The sequence below is a fragment of the Acidovorax sp. YS12 genome (assembly GCA_021496925.1).
GTDB lineage: Bacteria > Pseudomonadota > Gammaproteobacteria > Burkholderiales > Burkholderiaceae_C > Paenacidovorax.
This window is the reverse complement of record CP053915.1, coordinates 2,056,961-2,077,986: the sequence shown is the minus strand read 5'-3', so window position 1 is coordinate 2,077,986 and position 21,026 is coordinate 2,056,961. Positions and strand designations below refer to the sequence as shown.

Annotated in this window: 21 protein-coding genes; 8 read left to right on the top strand and 13 right to left on the bottom strand. The window is 67.6% G+C overall.

Annotated elements, in window-relative coordinates:
• Nucleotides 1-3: 3 nt before the first annotated feature.
• From YS110_09460 to YS110_09450, 3 genes are read right to left on the bottom strand one after another with little or no spacing between them, the layout of a single operon-like run.
• Nucleotides 4-1,032 (bottom strand): hypothetical protein, encoded by a 1,029-nt coding sequence (locus YS110_09460; protein ID UJB64955.1) that lies wholly within the window; start codon nt 1,030-1,032, stop codon nt 4-6.
• Nucleotides 1,029-2,018 carry a hypothetical protein gene (locus tag YS110_09455; protein ID UJB64954.1) on the bottom strand — a complete coding sequence of 330 codons (990 nt, stop codon included), beginning with the start codon at nt 2,016-2,018 and terminating at the stop codon, nt 1,029-1,031. Before YS110_09455 ends, YS110_09460 begins: the two co-directional genes overlap by 4 nt.
• 46 nt (nt 2,019-2,064) lie before the next feature.
• Entirely contained in the window at nt 2,065-2,841 is a 777-nt protein-coding gene (locus tag YS110_09450; protein UJB64953.1) for a peptidoglycan-binding protein, read from the bottom strand.
• Between the two features lie 236 nt (nt 2,842-3,077).
• Between YS110_09450 and YS110_09445 the strand changes: the two genes are divergently transcribed.
• Both YS110_09445 and YS110_09440 read left to right on the top strand, forming a co-directional pair.
• Nucleotides 3,078-3,422 (top strand): helix-turn-helix domain-containing protein, encoded by a 345-nt coding sequence (locus YS110_09445; GenBank protein ID UJB64952.1) that lies wholly within the window; start codon nt 3,078-3,080, stop codon nt 3,420-3,422.
• Nucleotides 3,423-3,504: 82 nt separating this feature from the next.
• Entirely contained in the window at nt 3,505-5,283 is a 1,779-nt protein-coding gene (locus tag YS110_09440; GenBank protein ID UJB64951.1) for an SWIM zinc finger family protein, read from the top strand.
• Between the two features lie 65 nt (nt 5,284-5,348).
• Here the strand turns inward: YS110_09440 and YS110_09435 are convergent, their stop codons facing one another.
• Entirely contained in the window at nt 5,349-6,485 is a 1,137-nt protein-coding gene (locus tag YS110_09435) for a branched-chain amino acid ABC transporter substrate-binding protein (protein UJB64950.1), read from the bottom strand.
• A 183-nt stretch (nt 6,486-6,668) separates the two neighbouring features.
• On the opposite strand from YS110_09435, the gene YS110_09430 reads away from it, so the two are divergent.
• From YS110_09430 to YS110_09415, 4 genes are all read left to right on the top strand, one after another.
• Nucleotides 6,669-8,444, top strand: a complete 1,776-nt coding sequence (locus tag YS110_09430) for a chorismate-binding protein (GenBank protein UJB64949.1) — start codon at nt 6,669-6,671, stop codon at nt 8,442-8,444.
• A gap of 192 nt (nt 8,445-8,636) precedes the next feature.
• Complete coding sequence (locus YS110_09425; protein ID UJB64948.1) at nt 8,637-9,332, top strand: HAMP domain-containing histidine kinase; 696 nt, start codon at nt 8,637-8,639, stop codon at nt 9,330-9,332.
• 15 nt (nt 9,333-9,347) lie between these two features.
• Nucleotides 9,348-10,970: a tetratricopeptide repeat protein gene (locus tag YS110_09420; GenBank protein ID UJB64947.1), complete on the top strand. Its 1,623-nt coding sequence runs from the start codon at nt 9,348-9,350 to the stop codon at nt 10,968-10,970.
• A gap of 125 nt (nt 10,971-11,095) precedes the next feature.
• Entirely contained in the window at nt 11,096-11,617 is a 522-nt protein-coding gene (locus YS110_09415; protein UJB64946.1) for a DUF4124 domain-containing protein, read from the top strand.
• 8 nt (nt 11,618-11,625) lie between these two features.
• Here the strand turns inward: YS110_09415 and YS110_09410 are convergent, their stop codons facing one another.
• From YS110_09410 to YS110_09385, 6 genes are read right to left on the bottom strand one after another with little or no spacing between them, the layout of a single operon-like run.
• Entirely contained in the window at nt 11,626-12,240 is a 615-nt protein-coding gene (locus YS110_09410; protein ID UJB67409.1) for a DTW domain-containing protein, read from the bottom strand.
• Between the two features lie 47 nt (nt 12,241-12,287).
• Nucleotides 12,288-12,647, bottom strand: a complete 360-nt coding sequence (locus YS110_09405; protein UJB64945.1) for a 5-carboxymethyl-2-hydroxymuconate Delta-isomerase — start codon at nt 12,645-12,647, stop codon at nt 12,288-12,290.
• Nucleotides 12,648-12,670: 23 nt separating this feature from the next.
• A complete protein-coding gene (gene bioF / locus YS110_09400) occupies nt 12,671-13,873 on the bottom strand; it encodes an 8-amino-7-oxononanoate synthase (protein UJB64944.1) in 1,203 nt (400 codons plus the stop codon).
• On the bottom strand, nt 13,870-14,550 hold the full coding sequence (bioD, locus tag YS110_09395) for a dethiobiotin synthase (GenBank protein ID UJB64943.1): 681 nt from the start codon (nt 14,548-14,550) through the stop codon (nt 13,870-13,872). Before bioD ends, bioF begins: the two co-directional genes overlap by 4 nt.
• Complete coding sequence (locus YS110_09390) at nt 14,547-15,905, bottom strand: adenosylmethionine--8-amino-7-oxononanoate transaminase (protein ID UJB64942.1); 1,359 nt, start codon at nt 15,903-15,905, stop codon at nt 14,547-14,549. The genes bioD and YS110_09390 overlap by 4 nt, the downstream gene beginning before the upstream one ends.
• Complete coding sequence (locus tag YS110_09385) at nt 15,902-16,282, bottom strand: aspartate 1-decarboxylase (GenBank protein ID UJB64941.1); 381 nt, start codon at nt 16,280-16,282, stop codon at nt 15,902-15,904. Before YS110_09385 ends, YS110_09390 begins: the two co-directional genes overlap by 4 nt.
• Nucleotides 16,283-16,486: 204 nt before the next feature.
• Here YS110_09385 and YS110_09380 point away from each other — a divergent pair, with 204 nt between their 5' ends.
• Entirely contained in the window at nt 16,487-17,515 is a 1,029-nt protein-coding gene (locus YS110_09380; protein ID UJB64940.1) for a porin, read from the top strand.
• Between the two features lie 125 nt (nt 17,516-17,640).
• Here the strand turns inward: YS110_09380 and nadB are convergent, their stop codons facing one another.
• The 3 genes from nadB to YS110_09365 all read right to left on the bottom strand — a co-directional run bounded on the left by nadB (nt 17,641) and on the right by YS110_09365 (nt 20,378).
• Nucleotides 17,641-19,233, bottom strand: coding sequence for an L-aspartate oxidase (nadB, locus tag YS110_09375; protein UJB64939.1), 1,593 nt, complete (start codon nt 19,231-19,233; stop codon nt 17,641-17,643).
• Nucleotides 19,234-19,259: 26 nt separating this feature from the next.
• Nucleotides 19,260-20,057 (bottom strand): segregation/condensation protein A, encoded by a 798-nt coding sequence (locus tag YS110_09370; protein UJB67408.1) that lies wholly within the window; start codon nt 20,055-20,057, stop codon nt 19,260-19,262.
• A gap of 102 nt (nt 20,058-20,159) precedes the next feature.
• Complete coding sequence (locus YS110_09365) at nt 20,160-20,378, bottom strand: DUF3460 family protein (protein ID UJB64938.1); 219 nt, start codon at nt 20,376-20,378, stop codon at nt 20,160-20,162.
• Nucleotides 20,379-20,421: 43 nt separating this feature from the next.
• Between YS110_09365 and bamE the strand changes: the two genes are divergently transcribed.
• The gene (gene bamE / locus YS110_09360; protein ID UJB64937.1) at nt 20,422-20,922 is read left to right on the top strand and encodes an outer membrane protein assembly factor BamE; all 501 of its coding nucleotides are present in this window, start codon (nt 20,422-20,424) and stop codon (nt 20,920-20,922) included.
• The last annotated feature ends 104 nt before the right edge of the window (nt 20,923-21,026 follow it).

The following is a 21,026-nucleotide window of genomic DNA, read 5'->3' as shown; positions in this document are numbered from 1 at the left end:
TTTTTATTGGTAGTGGTGCAATTGATCTTCTTTGATATTTCTTATTAATAGTTTTTTTGATGGAATATAAAACATATATTCCGCCTTTGTTGCAAAAGAGAATTTGATGAGGTTCGTGTTGGCTGCATCAAGTGTTTTTAGGTCGCTTTCTGTTTTTCCCTGAGTTGTAGAGCATTTGTACATCATCAGATTTGTTTGTTCTGTTGACAGGGTAAGGTTGTTGTAAATTGAGCCAATCTTTATTCTTGGTATTTCACGAATTGCTTCGCATAAAAATATTTTATCTTCGCGGATGTATGAATTAAGAGCTGTGTTGATTTGGGGCGGAGGTATTGTGATTGTGCTGGTCTTTATTCCAAATTTGTTCCCCTTCTTGTTTTGAAATAATTCTCCATTTATAGTTATTTTGGTAATTATTTTGTATGTCCCGCTATAACCTGCAATGTATACCAATCCGCCCAGGGCGAAAATTTCTTTTGACCCACCCAATTCACTTGATCCACTGTCATCGAGGATTGAAAAGTCTGACTGTGCGTCTGCATCGAATCCTCCGGGGGGAGTGGGTAGGCGGTAAGCCGGGTCTTCTTCAATTCTTTGTCTTACCTCTTCTGGCAGGCTAATTATATTGAAGGGGGCTGTCGGTAGTTGTGGTATTGAAATCTTCGCAGACTTGGCGGATTCAAATTTGGCACCGGGCATGCCAAGGCTTAATGCCTTGGCTTTTGATAATTCAGCACCACTTGCATCTCCCAATAGCATCTGCGCCTTGAAAAGATAGAGCCAGGCATTTTCATCGTTTGGATCGCTTTCAAGACCGGCACGAAATAAATCCGCTGCTGTTGCCGGATCATTGGATTGCAATGCTTGAAATGCGCGGGAGAAAATTTCTTTACTTGAAAGTCTCTGTGGTGCGCTGGGGGCTGGCGTACCCGATTTTTTAGGTGCAATCCTTGGGGTTTTTTCTTGGGCGGAACAAATGCTGGCCACTGACGCCAAGGCAATCACCAAGATCCATTGTGGCGTGAGCTTCATTCTTCATACACCTTTGTGTTCAAGGTTGATGACTCGAGCTTTTCTGCGCGGAATTGGCCAGAATCCTGGTATGCGGAGCATGGCCCTTTGCTCTGCCAGTGACGGGCCACGCATTTGTACATGGTGGTGCCATAGCATACGAATGAATCATCGGCATAATAATTGAGGCGATGATCCCCTTCGCGTGCTGGTTTGGTGAAATACGAGCAAGATTGCCCGCTGTAGTCGCGCTTGGGGTCTGGTGGCGTGAATGGAGCAGGTGCCCAAGGGTTGCTTTCAGCGGCCACGACATTGGGCTGGGACTGGATTGCATTGAAGGCTGCATCTGCATCGTTCATGATTTGCCTGGCCACTCTTTGCACGCAGGCTAAATATTCTGTAAATTGTCCGCCGCCCCGATGGCGGTTCTCGCATTCCTCATGGGTATTAGGTTGTTCGCTTGCATTTTCTCCTGTTGCGTTGTTTGCGCCTGCGGTAATGCACTTCTTGAGCGCAGCATTGACATCCCTGGTCACTGCCTTGGTGACTCTGCACACTTCCGCATTGGGATAGGTGGCGCAGTCCTGCGTTGACATTTCCCGCAGTGCCTGTTCTGTACGGGCCAGTAACGCCCTTGCCGACCCTGCCTGGGCAATGGCGCCAGCCAAATCAAAAGGGCCGCCTCCAGCCATGATGCTGGCGGGGCAGGCATCGGATTGAGGATCGCTATTGGTCAATTGCTGGCGTGGAGCGTTGTTTCGCTCATTTTCTGCGGCAGCTTCTTCGGAACGCCCGATTGCCGCACCGATAGCGCCAATGGCCTTGAGCACTTGTTGCGCTCTTTCCGCAGAGGAGTTGCTATTGGTATTGTTTTGTTGATTGGCTGTGCCTGATTTTGGGCAACCAGGGTGGCCATCGCAAATGCCTCGAACGACTCTCTGGGAAAGAACCAGGCCGTGCGTTGACATTAAAATGAAGGCGACGATAAATGATCTTCTGAATTTCACGATGGCTGTTGATGAGTTATTGGGAAAATACTTTTAATATGTGTCATCAATTTATTGTGATGAAGTCGTATTTTCCGTTCAGCGACCGGGTCTTGATGCCCCTTTCGCCGCCTTCGCCAACCTTGTCCCCGTAATTTCCCTCGATGGTCTGAAAGGTGCCTGCCTGAAAGGCGTAGGCAAATCCCGTGTGAACCCAGTCGATGGGGGATTTCCGCTCCAGAAAGATCGAGACGTGCTGCAATTTGGGCGCGTTGCCCTTGGCATCCGGGTGCGAGCCTTCGACGAACCGGCCCGCATCCTGCGCCTGCCTGGCCAGGGTGTCGCAGGAACTGGAGCCCCGCAGTGGAGCGCTGGAGCCCCGCGCCGTGGCGGTCTGCTTCAGGATGAAGGTGACGAAGTACGCACACCATTGGACTTCCTTGCCTTCCGTCCCACGGGCATAGAGCCGCACCCACGGCCCCCGGTTGTCCCCGCCTACCTCGGCGGCGCCTTGGCGCATGTGAGCGCGTGCCACCTGCCACACGGCAATGTCATAAGGTACGCCGGGGTCCGGCTGGGCGTCCAGGGCGTTTTGCATGGGGGCCGTCAGCGCATTCCAGGTGCCTTCATCCAGGGTGGCAGATGGAAACAGGCCGTTGTCTGCCTGGAAGGCTGCGAGCGCACGGGCCGTAGCCGGGCCGAAGTCGCCGTCCAGCACCAGTCCACGTCCCGACAGGGCGAGCCATTCCTGAAGACGCTTGACCCCATCGCCTTGGGCGGCTTGGGCCAGGGGGCCAGGGTAGGCCAGTTCGGCCTGGGCCGATTGTGTTGTGTATGCAGGCATGGGCGTCTCCTGGCGGTTTGGTTGGGTTGAAGCTGTCTGATGCATTTGAGCAAGCCAAATGGCGCATGCGCTATCCCGCAAATGCGGGGTGGCAGAACGGCAATTTGTGTGCTATCGCTAGTTTTAGGGAATGGATTCTGACTTTATGGGTTGCTTTTTGTGGAATTTCCACCTTTTTTGTTCTTCATGTCAATAGAGGTTGCTATCAACCTACGGGGTTGACATGGAGCAACCCAATGAAGGACGACTTTGAGCGCAGCATTGCAATGGAAGTGGGCGCAGCCATCCGCGCCCGCCGGTTGCAGGCCGGGCTGTCGCAAGACCAGTTGTCTGAGTTGCTGGACGTAGGCCCGGAAGCCGTCTCGCGCATGGAGCGCGGCGTGGTGATGCTGACCATCCCCCGGCTGGTGGAACTGTCCAATGCGCTGAACTGCCCCGTCGAAGCCTTCATCCCCCGCGTCAGCGGCTCCACCCAATCGGGCGCCAACGAGATCGCCCGCATGCTCAAGCCGCTGAACAAGAAGGATGTGCAGTTCGTCATGGATATCCTTGAGCGCACCTGCAACCACCTGGCTTCCTGACGACCAGGGGCGGTTGCTCATTTTTTCATAGCTGCTAGCGCTTTCTGGATAAGCGCAGGAGGCCGATTTGGCTCAAATTCCCATGGCTGCTTTCTTGCTCCCCTTGCTATCCGATACCGCATTGCGGCAACTCGGCGGCGCCGCCGTCTTCGCGCGCGGCCAGGCCTATGCCGCCAGCGGCGCCATCCAAGCCCTGGAAGACGCCGAGCCCGTGCCCGGCGAGCAGGCAGCGCTGGCGGCCGTGGTACAGGGCACCCACGCCTACCAGGTGCGCGTGTGGATCGACGATGAGGACGATCTGGACGGGGCGTGCGACTGCCCCCACGCGCAGGACGGCAACTTCTGCAAGCACCAGGTGGCGCTGTGCCTGGCTTGGCGCGCTGCGCTGGGTGGCGAGGCCTCCGCGCCGCACGCGCAGGCCGCCCGCAAGGTGGCCGCCGCGGCCAAGCGGGCCCGCACCCAGGCCAGCAACCGCGATGCGCTGCACGCCTTCGTGCGGGCGCAGCCTGCCGAGGCCCTGGCCGAACGCCTCTGGGCCTGGGCCGGGAACGACCGCGCCCTGATGGCCGACCTCAAGGCCTGGCAGGCCGAGCACAGCGCGGGCAGCGACACCAAGGCCTTGCGCGGCGCCATCGGCGACCTGCTGCGCCAGCGCAGCGGCTACCTCGACTGGCACGAGATGCCCACCTACATGCGCCGCGCGGGCCGGGTGCTGCCCCTGCTGCAGCCCTGGCTGCAGCGCGACCCGGCCGAGTTGCGCGCCCTGTGCGAGCACGCGCTGCGCTGCCTGTACAAGGTGGCCGAACACGCCGACGATTCCAACGGCGAGCTGGGCGGGCTGATGCAGGACCTGATCGCCCTGCTGACGCAGGCCCTGCATGCCGCGCCGCCGCCCGCCGCGTGGGTGGAGCGCTGGTTCACGCTCATGGCCGAAGACCCCTGGGGCCTGTGGGACGAAAAAGCCATCCTGGCTGCGGCCGGCCCCGCCGTGCTGGCCCGCTACACCGAGCGCGTGCGCGAGGAGTGGGACGGCTGGCAGCGCAGCCACCCGGCCACGGGCCGCTATGACTACCAGCGCAGCCAGCTGCGCGGCCGCTACCTCGCCAGCATCGCGGCCCAGGGCGACCCGCGCGCGCTGCGCGATGCCATGGCCGCCAGCGCCGCCGACCCGGGCGAATTCCATGACCTCGTGGCCCTGTGCGAAGCCCAGGGCTGGTACCGCGAGGCCTTCCAGTGGGCGCAGGCGGCGGCCAAACGCCATCCGCAGGACTGGCGCAGCGAGGACGACCTGCTGCGCTGCTACGAGCGCGACGGCTGGGACGAGGAAGCCCTGGCTATCTGGCGCCGCCGCCTGGCGGCCAACGCCTCGCCGGACGTCTACCAGTCCGTATTGAAAGCCGCCGGGCGTGCCGGGCGTGACCGCGCCGCCTACCGCGCCGAACTGTTCGCCTGGGCCGAGCAGCGCGAAGCCGATGCGCTGCAGGCGCGGCGCAAAAATCCCTACGGCCAGCAGGCGGGTGCCATGGAGCGCGACGTGAGCCTGCGCACCGCCTGGCTGCTGGCCGACCGGGATCTGGAAGAGGCTCTGGCCCTGGTGCAGCAAAGCGGCGTGCGCTGCGCGGCCGCGACGCTGGAAACCCTGGCGCGCAAGCTGCCCCGGCGCCATCACGCCGATGCCGCGCAACTGCTGCGGCGCGTGTTCGCGCAGGCCATGGAAAGCGCAACGTCTCCCTATGCCAAGCCCTTGGAACTGGTGCGCGAGATCCTGGAGCGCCTGCCCTCGGCGCAACAGACCGCATGGCTGGCCGAGCTGCGTACGCGCTACAAGCCCAAGCGCAACTTCATCGGCGGCCTGCCATGACCATTCGGCTTCCGCCCATGCAAAAAGCCCGCCGAAGCGGGCTTTTTGCATGGGACCTGCGTGGATTACTTCTGTTCCATCGGCGTCTTGGTGCCGTTGATGAACTGGCTCAGCGTGTAGCTGGGGTTCTTCATCTCGCCGTTGGCCTCGAACTGGATGCGCGAGGTCACGCCGGCGTAGTCGGACTTCTGCAGGAAGGGGATGTACACCTTCGGGTCCCACGAGTTGGCGCGCTTCATGGCGTCGGCCAGCAGCATGGTGGCGTCGTAGAAGTACGGGCTGTAGACCTGGAACTGGCCGGGGAACTTGGTGTCGTAGCGCTTCTTCCAGTCGCTGCCGCCGGGCATCTTGGCCAGCGAGGCGCCGCCGTCGGCGCAGACCACGTTCTCCAGCGGCTTGGCGCCGGCCGCCACCTTGGCCAGCTCGGGCACGCAGATGCCGTCGCCGCCCAGCAGCTTGGCTTCGTTCATGCCCAGCTGGGCCATCTGGCGCAGCATCGGGCCGGCCTGGCCGTACATGCCGCCGTAGAAGATGGCGTCGGGCTTCTTGGCCTTGATCGAGGTCAGGATGGCCATGAAGTCGGTGGCCTTGTCGTTGGTGAACTCGCTGGCCACCACCTTCACGCCCTGCTTCTCGGCTTCCCTCTTGAACACGCTGGCCAGGCCCTGGCCGTAAGCGGTGCGGTCGTCGACCACGGCCACGGTCTTGAGCTTGGCGATCTTGGCCACGTAGTCGGCCAGGGCGGCGCCCAGGGCGTTGTCGTTGGCGATGACGCGGTAGGTCGTGTTCCAGCCCGGCTTGGTCAGCTCGGGGTTGGTGGCGGCGCCCGTGATCATGGGGATGCCGCAGTCGTGGAACACCTTGGAGGAGGGGATGGCCACGCCCGAGTTCAGGAACGTGGCGGCGCCGGCGACCTTGTCGTCGCACAGCTTCTGCGAAGCGGCCGTGCCCTGCTTGGGATCGGCGGCATCGTCTTCGGCCACCAGCTGGAACTTGACCTTCTTGCCGCCGATTTCCAGGCCCTTGGCGTTCAGGTCTTCGATGGCCATGCGCACGCCGTTTTCATTGTCCTTGCCGAAGTGGGCCTGGGGGCCGGAGACGGGGCCGATGTGGCCGATCTTGACGACCTGCTCCTGGGCCATGGCTGCCGAACCCATGCCTGCCACCACGGCGGCGATAAACAACTTGCGCGAAATCGTCATTCAGAACTCCTCAGAGATATCAATAGGAACCAGGGTTGTATAGCGGCATCGCTGCGCTTGGCAATGATGGAAACACTATGAGAGGCTCGAAGCAAAAACGGTGCCAGAATCGCGGCCCAGACAGGGGGCGTTGACTGGCGTTCCTATGTGCGAACAAGTGCACAAATCCTGCTCCGTTCTGACGTGATTTCATTCATTGATTTTTCTGATCCGCGTGATGCTGGCGCGCAACGGTTGCGCCATGCCTTCGGCGCCCCGCGCCGGGTGCTGGCCGCCCATGCCCTGCACGAGGTCCGCCCGGTGGTCGAGGCCGCCGAGGCGGCGGCGCGCGCCGGCGCCTGGGTGCTGGGCTGGCTGTGCTACGAGGCCGCTCCGGCGTTCGACCCGGCCCTGGTGGTGCATGCACCGAAAGAGGGCGCTGCGCTGGCATGGTTCGCGGTGCACGATGCGCCCGGGGCATGGCCGCCGGCGCGGGAAGAGGGCGCTGCCGTGATCGACTGGCACGGCCAGCCCGCGCTGGCGGCGTTTGAGCAGGCGCTGGCGCACATTCAGCAGGGCATCGCCTCCGGGGCGTATTACCAGGTCAACTTCACGGCGCCGCTGCATGGGCGCTTCGAGGGCGATGCCGCCGCGCTGTTCGCCGCGCTGCAGCGCGCGCAGCCCGAGGGCTACGCGGCGCATGTGGACGCGGGCGATGGCACGCAGGTGCTGTCGGTGTCGCCCGAGCTGTTCTTCGACTGGCAGGCGGGGCCCGACGGGCAGGGCGAGATCCTCGCGCGCCCCATGAAAGGCACGGCCGCGCGCGGCGCCACGCCCGCGCAGGACGCGGCGCAGGCCGCGCAGCTGCGCGCCAGCCCCAAGGAGCGGGCCGAGAACGTGATGATCGTGGACCTGCTGCGCAACGACCTGTCGCGCATCGCCGCGCCGCACAGCGTGTGCGTGCCGCGCCTGTTCCATGCCGAGCAACTGCCCACGGTGTGGCAGATGACGTCGGACGTGCAGGCGCGCACCCGTGCCGGCACGCGGCTGGTGGACGTGCTGGCCGCGCTGTTCCCCTGCGGCTCGGTCACCGGCGCGCCCAAGGTGCAGGCCATGCGCGCCATCCACGCGCTGGAGGGCGGGCCGCGCGGCGTGTACTGCGGCGCGCTGGGCCTGCTGCGCCCGGCGCCGCAGCACGGCACCGGTGCCATCGCGGCCACGTTCAACGTGCCGATCCGCACCATCGAATTGCAGGGTGCGCAGGCGCGTTGCGGCATCGGCAGCGGCATCGTCTGGGGCGCGCGCAGCGACGCGGAGTGGCGCGAATGGGAGGCCAAGCGCGCCTTCGTGGAGCGCGCCAGCGCGCCGTTCGAGATCCTGGAAACCCTGGCGCTGGAGGGCGGCGCCTACCGCCACCTGGCCGACCACCTGGCGCGCATGCGCGCGTCGGCCGCGCACTTCGGCTATCCGTTCGAGGAGGCTGCCGTGCAGGGCTGCCTGCGTGCGCTGGCCGAGGCGTACCCCGGCGGGCCCTGGCGCGTGCGCCTGCTGCTGGACGCGCGCGGCGCGCCGCGCGCCGAGGCCTTCGCCCTGGCCGCCACGCCGCAGCCCGTGCGGCTGGCGCTGGCCGCGCGGCCGCTGGTGCAGGCGCATGGCGAATGGGTGCGCCACAAGACCACGCGGCGCGCGCACTACGCGGCGTTCGCGCCCGCCGCCGGGTCGGGCGTGTTCGACACCATCCTGCACAACGCGGCGGGCGAGATCACCGAGACCACCTTCGGCAACATTGCCGCGCTGCTCGACGGGCGCTGGATCACGCCGCCGCTGGACTGCGGCCTGCTGCCGGGCGTGGGCCGTGCCGTGGCGCTGCGCCAGGGGCGCGTGCAGGAAGGGCTGCTGCGGCTGCAGGACGTGCCGCGCGTGCGGCAGTGGGCCTTCGTCAACAGCCTGCGCGGCTGGCTGGACGCGCGGCTGGTGTAGCGCCGCCGCCGCACCACGGGCGCGCCCGCCCGTGCCCGGGATACAATCGGAAACAACCTCCAGCCCTTGCCTGGCAAGCGCTGGCAGCTATGAAAAAAGGAGTCGTTGCCCTGGCCGCGCGTGGCGCGCAACGCCGCCCCGGCATGGCACGATAAAGGACGCGCACAACGCAGGCCCGACGGAAGATGCTCCATGGCACAAGATGACATCAGTTTCACCGATTTGATGGCCTCGTCCATCCACGACATGAAGAACTCGCTGAACGTGCAGATCAGCGCGTTGGAGAAAATCGCCGCGCAGTGCAAGGCCCACGGCGACATGCAGGACTACACCGACCTGGGGGGCGTGATCTACCAGGCCAACCGGATGAATGCCAACCTCATCCAGCTGCTGAGCCTGTACAAGCTGGACAAGGCCATCTACCCGGTCGATATCGCCGAGTGCCCGGTCGCCGAGCTGGTCGAGGACGCGCTGGCGATGTACCGGCCGGTCATGGCGTTCAAGGACATCGGGGTGGAGGTCGATTGCGACGCCGGCTGCTACTGGTACCTGGACCGCGACCTGATGGCCGGGGTGCTGCTGAACGCGCTGAACAACGCCTTCCACTACACGCGCGACAAAATCCGCATCGCCGCGCGCATCGACGGCGGGTGCCTGGAGCTGCGCGTGGAGGACAACGGCCAGGGCTACCCGGCGCACATGCTGCGCGACGAGCGCGTGAACGCCAGCGCCGCCGGGGTGAACTTCCGCACCGGCAGCACCGGGCTGGGCTTTTACTTCTCGGCCCAGGTGGCGCGCGTGCACCGCAACGGCGGCCGCCAGGGCATGCTCATCATCGAGAACGGCGGCGCCTGGGGCGGCGGCTGCTTCGTCGTGCGGCTGCCGTAGGAAAGAACAAACAACATGCCATCTGCTGCATTGACGAAGGCCAAGGTGCTGGTCGTGGACGACTACCAGGGCATGCGCACCATCCTGCGCGACCTGGTGCGCTCCATGGGCGTGACGCGCGTGGACACCGCCGCCAGCGGCCGCGACGCGCTCAACCACCTGCGCACCAACCGCTACGACGTGGTGATCTGCGACTTCAACCTTGGCATCGGCCTGAACGGCCAGCAGGTGCTGGACGAGGCGCGGCTGCACGACTACATCGGCGTGTCCACCATCTGGGTCATGGTCACGGCGGAGAAAACCGCCGAGATGATCATGGGCGCGGCCGAGGCCAAGCCCGACGAATACCTGCTCAAGCCGATCAACCAGAACATCCTCGAAGGCCGCCTGGAGCGCCTCATCGTCAAGAAGCAGGCCCTGCGCGGCGTGGAGGAGGCGCTGCGCGGGCGCGACTACGCCACGGCGCTGGCGCGCTGCAACCAGCTGCTGGCGGGCGAGGGCGGCAAGGCCCCCGAGATCCTGCGCATCAAGAGCGACCTGCTGCTCAAGCTGGGCGACTACGACGGCGCCAAGACCCTGTTCGAGTCGGTGCTGGCCGCGCGCAGCGTGCCCTGGGCGCGCACCGGCCTGGGCAAGGTGTACTTCCACCAGGGCCAGTACGAGATGGCGCGCAGCCAGTTCCGCCAGGTGCTGGAGGAAAACCGCATGTTCATCGAGGCCGCCGACTGGCTCGCCAAGACCTTCGACGCCATGGGCGACAAGCCCCAGGCCCAGCAGGTGCTGCAGGCCGCCGTGAAGCTCTCGCCCAACTCGGCCTACCGCCAGCGGGCGCTGGGCGAGACCGCCTGGCGCAACGGCGCGCTCGACGTGGCGCAGGGCGCGTTCGAGAAAACCATCCAGATCAGCGAGTTCTCCTCCAACAAGCACCCCGCGGCCTACGTGGCGCTGGCGCGCGTGCTGTCCGACAACGACAGCCCGGAGGAGGCGCTGAAGCTGCTCAAGCGCACCAACGAGGTGTTCAAGGACAGCAAGGACGGCGTCAACATCGCCATCCAGGCCGCCGCCGTGCAAAGCGCCGTGCACCACAAGGCGGGGCAGGCCGAAGAGGCGCAGGCCGCCATGGCGCAGGTCGAGGCGCTGCTGGCCAGCCACGCCGACAAGGCCAGCCCGCAGACCGCCATGGAAGTGGCCCATAGCATGCTGGCCCAGGGGCGCAAGGAGCAGGCCTGCGCGCTGATGCGCAACCTGGTCAAGTCGCACCACGAGGATGCGCAGCTCTCCGGCCAGGTGCAGGAGCTGTTCGAGCAGGCGCAGATGGGCGAGGAGGGGCGCACGCTCATCGCCGAGTCGCGCGAGGAAGCCATCAGCATCAACAACCAGGGCGTGCTGCTGGGGCGCCAGGGCCAGTTTGCCGAAGGCGCGCGGCTGCTGCGCATCGCGCTGCAGAACCTGCCGCACAGCGAGGTGATGATGATGAACCTGTGCGGCCTGCTGATCGGGCAGATGCGCGCCGAGGGGCGCTCCGACGCCCTGCTGGCCGAAATCATGGGCCTGCTCGAGCGCGTGAACGAGATCAACCCCGACAATGCCAAGTACCGCCAGTACATGGCGCTGCTGCGGCCCGCGGGCGGGCGCTGACCTTTCCTGTACGGAAATTAGCAGTCAAATCGGCCTCCAGGCCTTACCGGGAAAGCGCAAGCAGCTATCGAAACATGAGCGCATGGCGCCTGCTGCGGCGGGCCTGCGCGAAGGAAAGGAAGTCGATGCGCAAGACGACATGGGCCATGGCCGCCGTGGCGGCCGCCGCGCTGCTCCCGGCCACGCCAGCCTGGGCCATCTACAAATGCCAGGGCGCCGATGGCAAGGTCACCTTCCAGGACGCCCGTTGCCCGGGGCAGGGGGAGGAGATCGAGGTCAAGCTCCCCACGGGGCCCGCCGTGCCCGCCTCCGCCTCCGCCCCCGCCAAGCGCGCGCCTGCCGCGAAGAAGGAGGGCGTTTTCGGCGAACGCTGGCAGCGCCGCACCGCGCTGGAAACCAGTGGCGTGGCCAACGCGCAGGCCGACCTCGAAGAACACCGTGCCCAGTGCGCGCGCGAACGGGCGGCCCTGGCCGAACGCCAGACGCTGGCCGAACGGCGGCGCACGGTGGCGGGCAGGCTGGAGGCGCAGGAGGCCGCCGGTGAAATGGAAGCGGCCGAGGAAGCCTGCAACGAACGCACGCAAGCGCTGGAGGCTGAGCTGCAGGGCCTGGAAAAAGAGCTACAGGAGTTACGGCAAAAACCCTGATACACCGCTCAGGCCGTGTTACGGGCGAATGGCTGCCGCAGCGCGGCCTGCTGCGCCAGCAGGCCCTCGAAAGCCTGCCACAGCGCGTGCGGCGCCGGGCCGGCGGGATCGAGCTGCGCCAGCGCGCAGGCCGTGGCTTCCAGCGTGCTGCGCTGGTGCGCGGCCTGGGCCTTGCGCAGTTCGCCGTAGCGCGAGGGCGGCGGGTGCGCCAGCGCCAGGCGTGGCAGCGTCTGCAGGGCGGGGTTGGCGTAGAGCATCTTGCGGCTCTTGCGCCAGGTGCCGTCGAGCACGATGAGCCGCAGCGCGTGCGGCGCGGGCGTGGGGCAGGGCCAGGGCGCGCTGGCCGCGAGGCCCAGGGAACCGCCGTGGGGTGTCGGCGGGTACAGCAGCACGCCGTGGCGCGGCGCATCGCCCGCGCGCCAGGGCGCGTGCAGCCAGGCGGCCAGTTGCGCGGGGTCGAACCGCTCGCCCACTTCCAGCCGGCTGCCCGGCAGGCACAGGTGCAGCAGGCGCGCCGTGCCCTTGGCCTCCAGCACCTCGGCGGGGTGCTGCAGCACCAGCAGCTGCACGGGGCTGTGCACCGGCCGTATCAGCGCGCACAGGCAGGCGCGCGGCGGGCGCAGGCACTGCGCGCAGCGCGTGCGCGGGGCCGTGGTGGAAGCCGCGGGGTTTACAGGCGGCCCTTGTAGTAGCTGCCCCGGTCCATGTCGGCGATCTCGACGCTGAGCTGCACCAGCATGCCGGCTGGCTGCGGGGTGAGGCGGCGCAGCACGGCGGCGATGGCGTCCGACAGTTCCTTCTTCACCGCGTCGCTGCGGCCCGAGAGCAGGCGCAGCTGCGCGTGCACGAAGGCGCGGTTCGCGGGCGCGGTGCCGACCGCGAACTGCGGCACGGGCACGATGCGGGTCTTGAGGTCGGCCTCGTCGGCCACTTCGGGGCTGGCGCAGACGGCGGCGTTGAGCTCGGTGAGCGCCTGGGCTTCGGGGAAGCCGGCGAGGTTGCGGGAATATTCGACGGTCAGGTGGGGCATGGAAAACCTCCGGGTGGAACAAATCAGGCGTGCGCCGGGCGCAGCGCGGCCAGCGCCTGCAGCAGGCGCTGCACGTCGGCCTCGGTGTGCGCGGCCGACAGCGCGATGCGCAGCCGTGCCGTGCCCTCGGGCACCGTGGGCGGGCGGATGGCGGGCACCCACAGGCCGCGCGCGCGCAGGCCGTCCATCACGGCCAGGGCCTCGTCGTTGGCGCCGATGACCAGGGCCTGCACGGCCGTGCGCGAGTCGCCCAGCCGCCAGTGCGTGCCTTGCAGCAGCGGCGCCAGGCCGGTGCGCAACTGGGCGATGCGCGCCGCGAGCTGCTCGCGCCGCCAGCCCTCGGCGGCGATCACGCGCAGGCTGGCCTGCAGCGCCCGCGCGAGCAGCGCGGGCGCTGCCGTGGCGAAGATGTAGCTGCGCGTCTTCTGCACCAGCCATTCGACGAGCGCGCCGGGCCCGGCGACGAAGGCACCCGCCACGCCCGCGGCCTTGCCCAGCGTGGCCATGTAGAGCACGCGCGGCGAGGCGTTCGCGCCGGTGAGGCCCGCCTCGGCCAGCGTGCCGCGCCCCTCGGGGCCGAGCACGCCGAAACCGTGGGCGTCGTCGATCAAGAGCAGCGCGTCGTGCCGTTCGCACAGGGCCAGCAGCGCGCGCACGTCGGCCACGTCGCCGTCCATGCTGAACACGGCGTCGGTGATGACGAGCTTGCGCCGCGCGGGGCTGGCCGCGAGCAGGCCGCCCAGCGCCGCGAGGTCCGCATGCGCGTAGCGGTGCACCGTGGCGCGCGACAGGCGCGCGCCGTCGATCAGGCAGGCGTGGTTGAGCGCGTCGGAGAACAGCGCGTCGCCCTCGCCCACGAGCGCGGGCACGATGCCGATGTTGGTCGCGTAGCCCGCGTAGAAGTAGAGCGCGCGCGGCAGCTGCACGAAGCGCGCGAGGTCGTCCTCCAGCGCGGCGTTGGCCGTGCTGTGGCCGCTGACCAGCGGCGAGCTGCCCGAGCCCACGCCGAATTCGTGCGTGGCCGCGCGGGCCGCCTCGGCCAGCGCGGGGTGTGCCGCGAGGCCCAGGTAGTCGTTGCTGCAGAAGGCCAGCATGGGCACGCCGTCCACGGTGAGGTGGGCGCCCTCGGCGGGCACCACGGCGCGGCGCCTGCGGCGCAGGTGGGCATCGTCCAGCGCGGCGATGCGCGCGGGGAATTCGTCGATCCAAGAGGGAGCAGTGGTCATGTCCAGTCGGCGGGCAATTGGTAGAGCGCGGCCAGGGCGCGCGCGTCGGGCCGGGGCTGGTGCGGCAGTTCGGCCAGCAGCGGCACGCCCAGGCGCTGGCGCAGCCAGGCGATGTTGTCCTCGGGCGCCAGCATGTGCGGATCGATGCGGTTGGCCACCCAGCCCGCGAGCGCGAGGCCGCGCGCGCGGATGGCATCCAGCGTGAGCGCGGCATGGTTCAGGCAGCCCAGGCGCAGGCCCACGACCAGCACCATGGGCAGGCCCAGGGCCTGGGCCAGGTCGGCGCCGGTCTCGGTGTCGGACAGCGGCACGTGCAAGCCCCCGGCGCCCTCGACCACCACGGCGTCGGCGCGCGCGGCGAGCTGGCGGTAGCTCTGCACGATGGCGGGAATGGAAATGGCCGTTCCAGCGCGCGCCGCCGCGATGTGCGGCGAGAGCGGCTCGGGCAGCAGCACGGGGTTGTCGAGCTCGGGCGGCACGGCCACGGTGGAGGCGGCGCGCAGCAGCACGGCGTCTTCGTTGGCGAGCTGGCCGCCGTGCAGCCCGGCGCCCGCGGCCACGGGCTTCATGCCGACCACGCGCGCGTGGTGGCGCGCGAGCGCGTGCAGGAGCGCGGCCGAGGCCAAGCTCTTGCCCACGCCCGTGTCGGTGCCGGTGACGAACACGCCCAGGGTCATGGCAGGCGCTCCTCGGTGGGGGCGGCCGCGCCGGCTTCCTCGGCCAGCGTGGCGTCGAGCGCGGCCAGGGCGTTGTGGGCGAGGTGCTGCACCGCCTCGTCGTCGAGCACGTAGGGCGGCATGGCGTAGAGGGTGGTGCCGATGGGGCGCAGCAGCAGGCCGCGCGCCATGGCGTGGCGGTGGTAGCGGCGCGCGAAGTCGGGGAGCTGTGTGTCCACGTCCCAGGCCCAGACCATGCCCTGGCGGCGCGCGTGGCGCACGCGCGGGTGCGCGGTGAGCGGCGCGCAGGCCGCGTCGATGGCCTGCGCGCGCTGCACGTTGCGCGCCAGCGCATCGGTCTGCTCGAACAGCTCCAGCGTGGCCAGCGCCGCGCGGCAGGCCAGCGGGTTGCCGGTGTAGGAGTGCGAGTGCAGGAAGCCGCGCGCCACGTCGTCGTCGTAGAAGGCAGCGTAGACCACGTCGGTGGTCAGCACGGCCGACAGCGGCAGCGTGCCGCCCGTGAGGCCCTTGGACAGGCAGAGGAAGTCGGGCCGGATGCCCGCCTGCTGGTGCGCGAACATGCTGCCCGTGCGGCCGAAGCCCACGGCGATCTCGTCGGCCACGAGGTGCACCTCGTAGCGGTCGCACAGCGCGCGCGCCCGGCGCAGGTATTCGGCGTCATGCATCGCCATGCCGGCGGCGCACTGCACCAGGGGCTCGAGGATCAGCGCGGCCGTGGTGGCGTGGTGCTCGGCCAGCCAGGCTTCGAGCGCGGCGGCGGCGCGCAGGGCCACGCCGCGCGCCGATTCGCCGGGCCGGGCGCCGCGCGCGTCGGGGCTGGGCGCGGTGGCGGCCAGGCGCACGAGCGGGGCGTAGGCCTCGCGGAACAGGGCGATGTCGGTCACCGCGAGCGCGCCCACGGTCTCGCCGTGGTAGCCGCCGGCCAGGCCCACGAAGCGGCTCTTGGCCGGGCGGCCCTGGTTGCGCCAGTAGTGCGCGCTCATCTTGAGCGCGATCTCGGTGGCGGATGCGCCGTCGCTGCCGTAGAACGCATGGCCCAGGCCCGTGAGCGCGGCCAGGCGCTCGGACAGTTCCACCACGGGCGCGTGCGTGAAGCCCGCGAGCATCACGTGGTCGAGCCGCGCGAGCTGGTCGGTGAGCGCGGCCTGGATGTGCGGGTGGCCGTGGCCGAACAGGTTGACCCACCAGGAGCTGATGCCGTCGAGGTAGCGCCGGCCGTCGGTGCCGTAGAGCCACGGCCCCTGCGCGCGCGCGATGGCCACGGGCGGCTCGGCCTCGTGGCGCTTCATCTGCGTGCAGGGGTGCCAGACGCTGGCGAGGCTGCGCGCGGCGAGGGCGTCGGCGGGCGGCGTCACAAGGGCTGCGTGGGCACGTGGTGGCGCAGCGCGGTCTGGCGGTTGTGCTCGTCCACGAACACGAGCTGCGGCTGGTGGGCCGCCACCTGGTCCTCGTGCACCTGGGCGAAGGCCGCGATGATGAGCAGGTCGCCCACGGCGGCGCGGCGCGCGGCCGAGCCGTTCACGGAGATCATGCCGCTGCCGCGCTGGCCCTTGATGGCGTAGGTGACGAAGCGCTCGCCGTTGTCCACGTTCCAGATGTGCACCTGCTCGTTCTCGCAGATGTTGGCGGCGTCGAGCAGGTCCTCGTCGATGGCGCACGAGCCCTCGTAGTGCAGCTCGCAGTGCGTGGTCTTGACGCGGTGGATCTTGGATTTGAGCAGGGTGCGGAACATGGGGCGTAGGGGGCGATGCGGGTGAAAAACCTGTGAGTCTATACAACCCCCCGGGCTGCGCGGTGGGCAGCGCCGCGGGCACGATTGTGGTTTTTTTGCCAATGCGGTGCTGTGCTACGGGTTTTCACGAAGGTTTCATGGGTGGTTCGTGTAATGCACGCAGCCCTCGGGCTTTTCCCATTCACATAACCACAGTTGAATACCATGAAACGAACCCTCCTTGCCCTGGCCGCACTGGCCACCGCCGCAGGCGCTTCGGCCCAAAGCTCCAGCGTGACCCTTTTCGGCGTGGCCGACGTTTCCGTAGCGCGCATCTCCACCACCGGCAAGAGCGTGTCCGGCCTGGCCAACGGCGGCAACTCCAGCAGCCGCTTGGGCTTTCGCGGCGTGGAAGACCTGGGTGGCGGCCTGAAGGCCGGTTTCTGGCTCGAAGGCGGCCTGAACGTCGATGACGGCGGCTCCGGCTTCAAGTTCGACCGCCGCTCCACCGTCAGCGTGATGGGTGGCTTTGGCGAAGTGCGCCTGGGCCGCGACAAGACCCCGTCGTACCAGAACCTGGAAACCTTCCATGCCTTCGGCGACACCGGCATGGGCGCCATCAACGGCCACAACCTGATCAGCGGCTCGGCCACCGGCACGCCCGAGGGCTCGAATCCCAAGCGCGTCTCCAACGGCGTGAGCTACCTGCTGCCCAAGCTCGGCGGCGTGTATGGCCAGGTGACCTACGGCTTCGGCGAGCAGGCCGGCAGCACCAGCCTCTCCAGCACGATCGGCCTGCGCGTGGGCTATGCCAACGGCCCGCTGAACGTGGCCGCGGCCTACGGCGTCGTCAAGGGCGGCACGACCGCCGACACCGTGGACTACAAGAACTTCAACCTGGGCGCTTCGTACAACTTCGGCGTGGTCACCCCCATGGTGCTGATCGCCTCCGAGCGCGGCAACGACAAGCGCGTCGATCTGTACAGCTTCGGCGTGAAGGCCCCCGTGGGCCCTGGCGAGCTGCGTGCCGCCTTCTCCCTGTACAAGGACAAGAAGGTGGACAACAACGATTCCAAGCGTTTCGCCATCGGCTATGGCTACCAGATGTCCAAGCGCACGGAGCTGTATGCGGCCGTGGCGCGCCTGAGCAACGACGACAAGGCCGCGCGCAAGCTGGGCTCGTCGCTGAGCCCGACGCCTGGCGTGGGCAACAGCCTCACCGGCTACGAAATCGGCCTGCGCCACAACTTCTGAGGCCAGCCGGCGCCGCCGGGTTTCAGCCTTCGGATGGGGAAGCCAGCAGCCCGGGCGTGCATCCAGCCTCAGTCAGCCCCGCAAGCCATGCTTGCGGGGCTTTTTCGCGTGTGGGTGGGCGGTGCTCAGCGCTGCAGCGCGGGCACGAGGATGGTGGGCGCCGCCGGCGCGGCCAGCGCCGGCCAGTCGCGGCTGTAGTGCAGGCCGCGGCTCTCGTGGCGCATCTGGGCGCTGCGCACGATCAGGTCGGCCACCTGCACCAGGTTGCGCAGCTCCAGCAGGTCGCGGCTGACGTGGAAGTTCGAGTAGAACTCGTGGATCTCGCCCGTGAGCAGCGCGATGCGGTGCGCCGCGCGCTCCAGCCGCTTGTCGGTGCGCACGATGCCCACGTAGTCCCACATGAAGCGGCGCAGCTCGTCCCAGTTGTGCGAGATGACCACGCACTCGTCGGCGTCGGTCACGCGGCTGTCGTCCCAGGGCGGCACGGCGGGCAAGGCGGCGCGCGGCACCTCGGCAATGGCCTGGGCCGCCGCGCGCGCGTACACCATGCATTCCACCAGCGAGTTGCTGGCCAGGCGGTTGGCGCCGTGCAGGCCGGTGCAGGCGGTCTCGCCGATGGCGAACAGGCCCTGCAGGTCGGTGCGCCCGGCCAGGTCGGTGAGCACGCCGCCGCAGGTGTAGTGGGCCGCCGGCACCACGGGGATGGGCTCGCGCGTGATGTCCAGCCCCAGCTCGGCGCAGCGCGCCAGGATGTTGGGGAAGTGCAGTTGCAGGAAGCGCGGGCTCTGGTGCGAGATGTCCAGGTGCACGCAGTCCAGGCCGTGCTTCTTCATCTCGAAGTCGATGGCGCGCGCCACCACGTCGCGCGGCGCCAGCTCGGCGCGCGCGTCGTGCTGCGGCATGAAGCGCGTGCCGCCCTTGCTGGCGGGCAGCTTGAGCAGCCCGCCCTCGCCGCGCACGGCCTCGGTGATGAGGAAGCTCTTGACGTGCGGGTGGTACAGGCAGGTCGGGTGGAACTGGATGAACTCCAGGTTCGCCACGCGGCAGCCCGCGCGCCACGCGGCGGCGATGCCGTCGCCCGTGGCCGTGTCGGGGTTGGTGGTGTAGAGGTAGACCTTGCCCGCGCCGCCCGTGGCCAGGATGGTCTGCGGCGCGCGGAAGGTGACGACCGCGTCGGCGGCTTCGTCGAGTGCGTACAGCCCCAGGCAGCGCGGCGCGCCCGGCAGCCCGAGCTTGCGCGAGGTGATCAGGTCGACCAGCGTGTGGTGCTCGAACAGCGTGATGCCGGGCGTTTCGCGCACCACGTCGATCAGCGTGCGCTGCACGGCGGCGCCGGTGGCGTCGGTGGCGTGCACGATGCGCCGCGCGCTGTGGCCGCCCTCGCGCGTGAGGTGCAGCGTCCCGTCCTCCTGCGAGAACGGCACGCCCAGGCCCTGCAGCCAGCGGATGGCGTCGGGCGCGTTCTCCACCACGAAGCGCGTGGCCGCCAGGTCGCACAGGCCGGCGCCGGCCACCAGCGTGTCCTGCACGTGCGCGTCGAAGCTGTCGCCCTCGGCCAGCACGGCGGCGATGCCGCCCTGGGCCCAGCCGCTGGCGCCGTCGTGCAGCTGGCGCTTGGTCAGCACGGCCACGCGGTGGGTGGGAGCGAGCCGCAGCGCGGCGGTGAGCCCGGCGAGGCCGCTGCCCACGATGAGCACGTCAAAGTCTTGGGTTGTCATGGCGGAGAGGCGAAAAAGGAGTGTTCTCAGGCCGGGGTATAGGCCAGACGCACGTAGATGGGCGCGAAGGCTTCGGCCTGGGTGATTTCGATCAGCGTTTCCTTGGCCAGCTCCAGCAGCGCGATGAAGGTCACCACCATCACGGTGCTGCCTTTCTCGGGCTGGAACAGGTCCTCGAACTCGACGAAGCGCCGCCCCTGCAGCGCACGCAGCACCATGCCCATGTACTCGCGCACCGAGAGCTCCTCGCGCGTGATGCGGTGGTGCTGCACCAGCTTGGCGCGTTTCAGGATGTCGCGCCAGGCGTCCTGCAGGTCGCTCAGCTGCACCTCGGGAAAGCGCGGCGCCAGGCTCTGCTCGATGGTCACCTGCGCCTTCAGGAAGTCGCGCCCGTATTGCGGCAGGTTGCCCAGCTGCCGGGCGGCGAGCTTCATCTGCTCGTATTCGAGCAGGCGGCGCACCAGCTCGGCGCGCGGGTCCTCGGCTTCCTCGGCGCCTTCCTGCTTCTTCGGCGGCAGCAGCATGCGCGACTTGATCTCGATGAGCATGGCTGCCATCAGCAGGTACTCGGCCGCCAGCTCCAGGTTGCGGCTGCGGATCTCATCGACGTAGGCCAGGTACTGGCGCGTGACGCCGACCATCGGGATGTCGAGGATGTTGAAGTTCTGCTTGCGGATCAGGTACAGCAGCAGGTCCAGCGGGCCCTCGAAGGCTTCGAGGAACACCTCCAGCGCATCGGGCGGGATGTACAGGTCCTGCGGCAGCGCGAACAGCGGCTCGCCATACAGGCGCGCCAGCGCCACCTGGTCGACCACCTCGGGCATGGCGGCCGGTGGCGGGGGCGCATCGGCGTCGCTCCCGGGGCCCCTGCCTGCTACTGCTTGCATAGCTGCCAGCGCTTGCCAGTATTGGCCTGGAGGCTGTTTTTACTGCTGATCGGTCTGGCTGTAGGCGTAGTACACGTAGGACTTCTGCGCCACGCGGCCGGCGCGGTAGTCGTCCCACAGCGTGCGGTCCACGTTCTTGTCCCACAGCAGCGCGCGGCCGGCCTGCTGCTGGGCATCCAGCTCGGGCTTCTGCGTCTTCATCTGGTTGATGAACTGGGTGGTTTCGGATTGGTAGTCGGGACGGCGGAAAATAGACATGGACGGTGAACCTCTCAGAACCCTCGATTTTAGCGACACACCCATGAAGCCCTTGAACCGTATCACCCGCCTGCTGGGCGCTGGCGCGCTGGCCCTGCTCGCGCTGGCGGGCTGCGACGCCCAGCGCATCCGCGAACTGGAGGAAGACGTCTCCACCGAGGCCGACGTGCGCGAGCGCTTCGGCGAGCCCGATGGCATCTGGCAGGAGAGCGATGGCGGCCGCACGCTGGAGTACAACCGCCAGCCCATGGGCCACCAGAACTACATGATCACCATCGGCCCCGGCGGCAAGATGACGGCGCTGCGCCAGGTGCTGGCGCCGCACCAGTTCGCCAAGGTGCAGCCGGGCATGGACAAGGAGGCCGTGCGCCGCCTGCTGGGCAAGCCCGCCAAGCAGATGGCCTTCGCGCTCAAGCAGGAAACCGACTGGGACTGGAACTGGATCGACCCGCCGAGCCGCGAAATGGTCTTCACCGTGACCTTCGGCGCCGACGGGCGCGTGCTGCGTTCGGGCAGCGTGGAGAAGATGCCCGACGGCGCGTGACCCTGTTCACGTTCTGAGAACGTATATGGACGCCCCGAATAAGCCAAGCCCTCATGCAGTGCTGTCAAGTAGGTAAAGATTGCACCCGTATATCCGGACTTGAT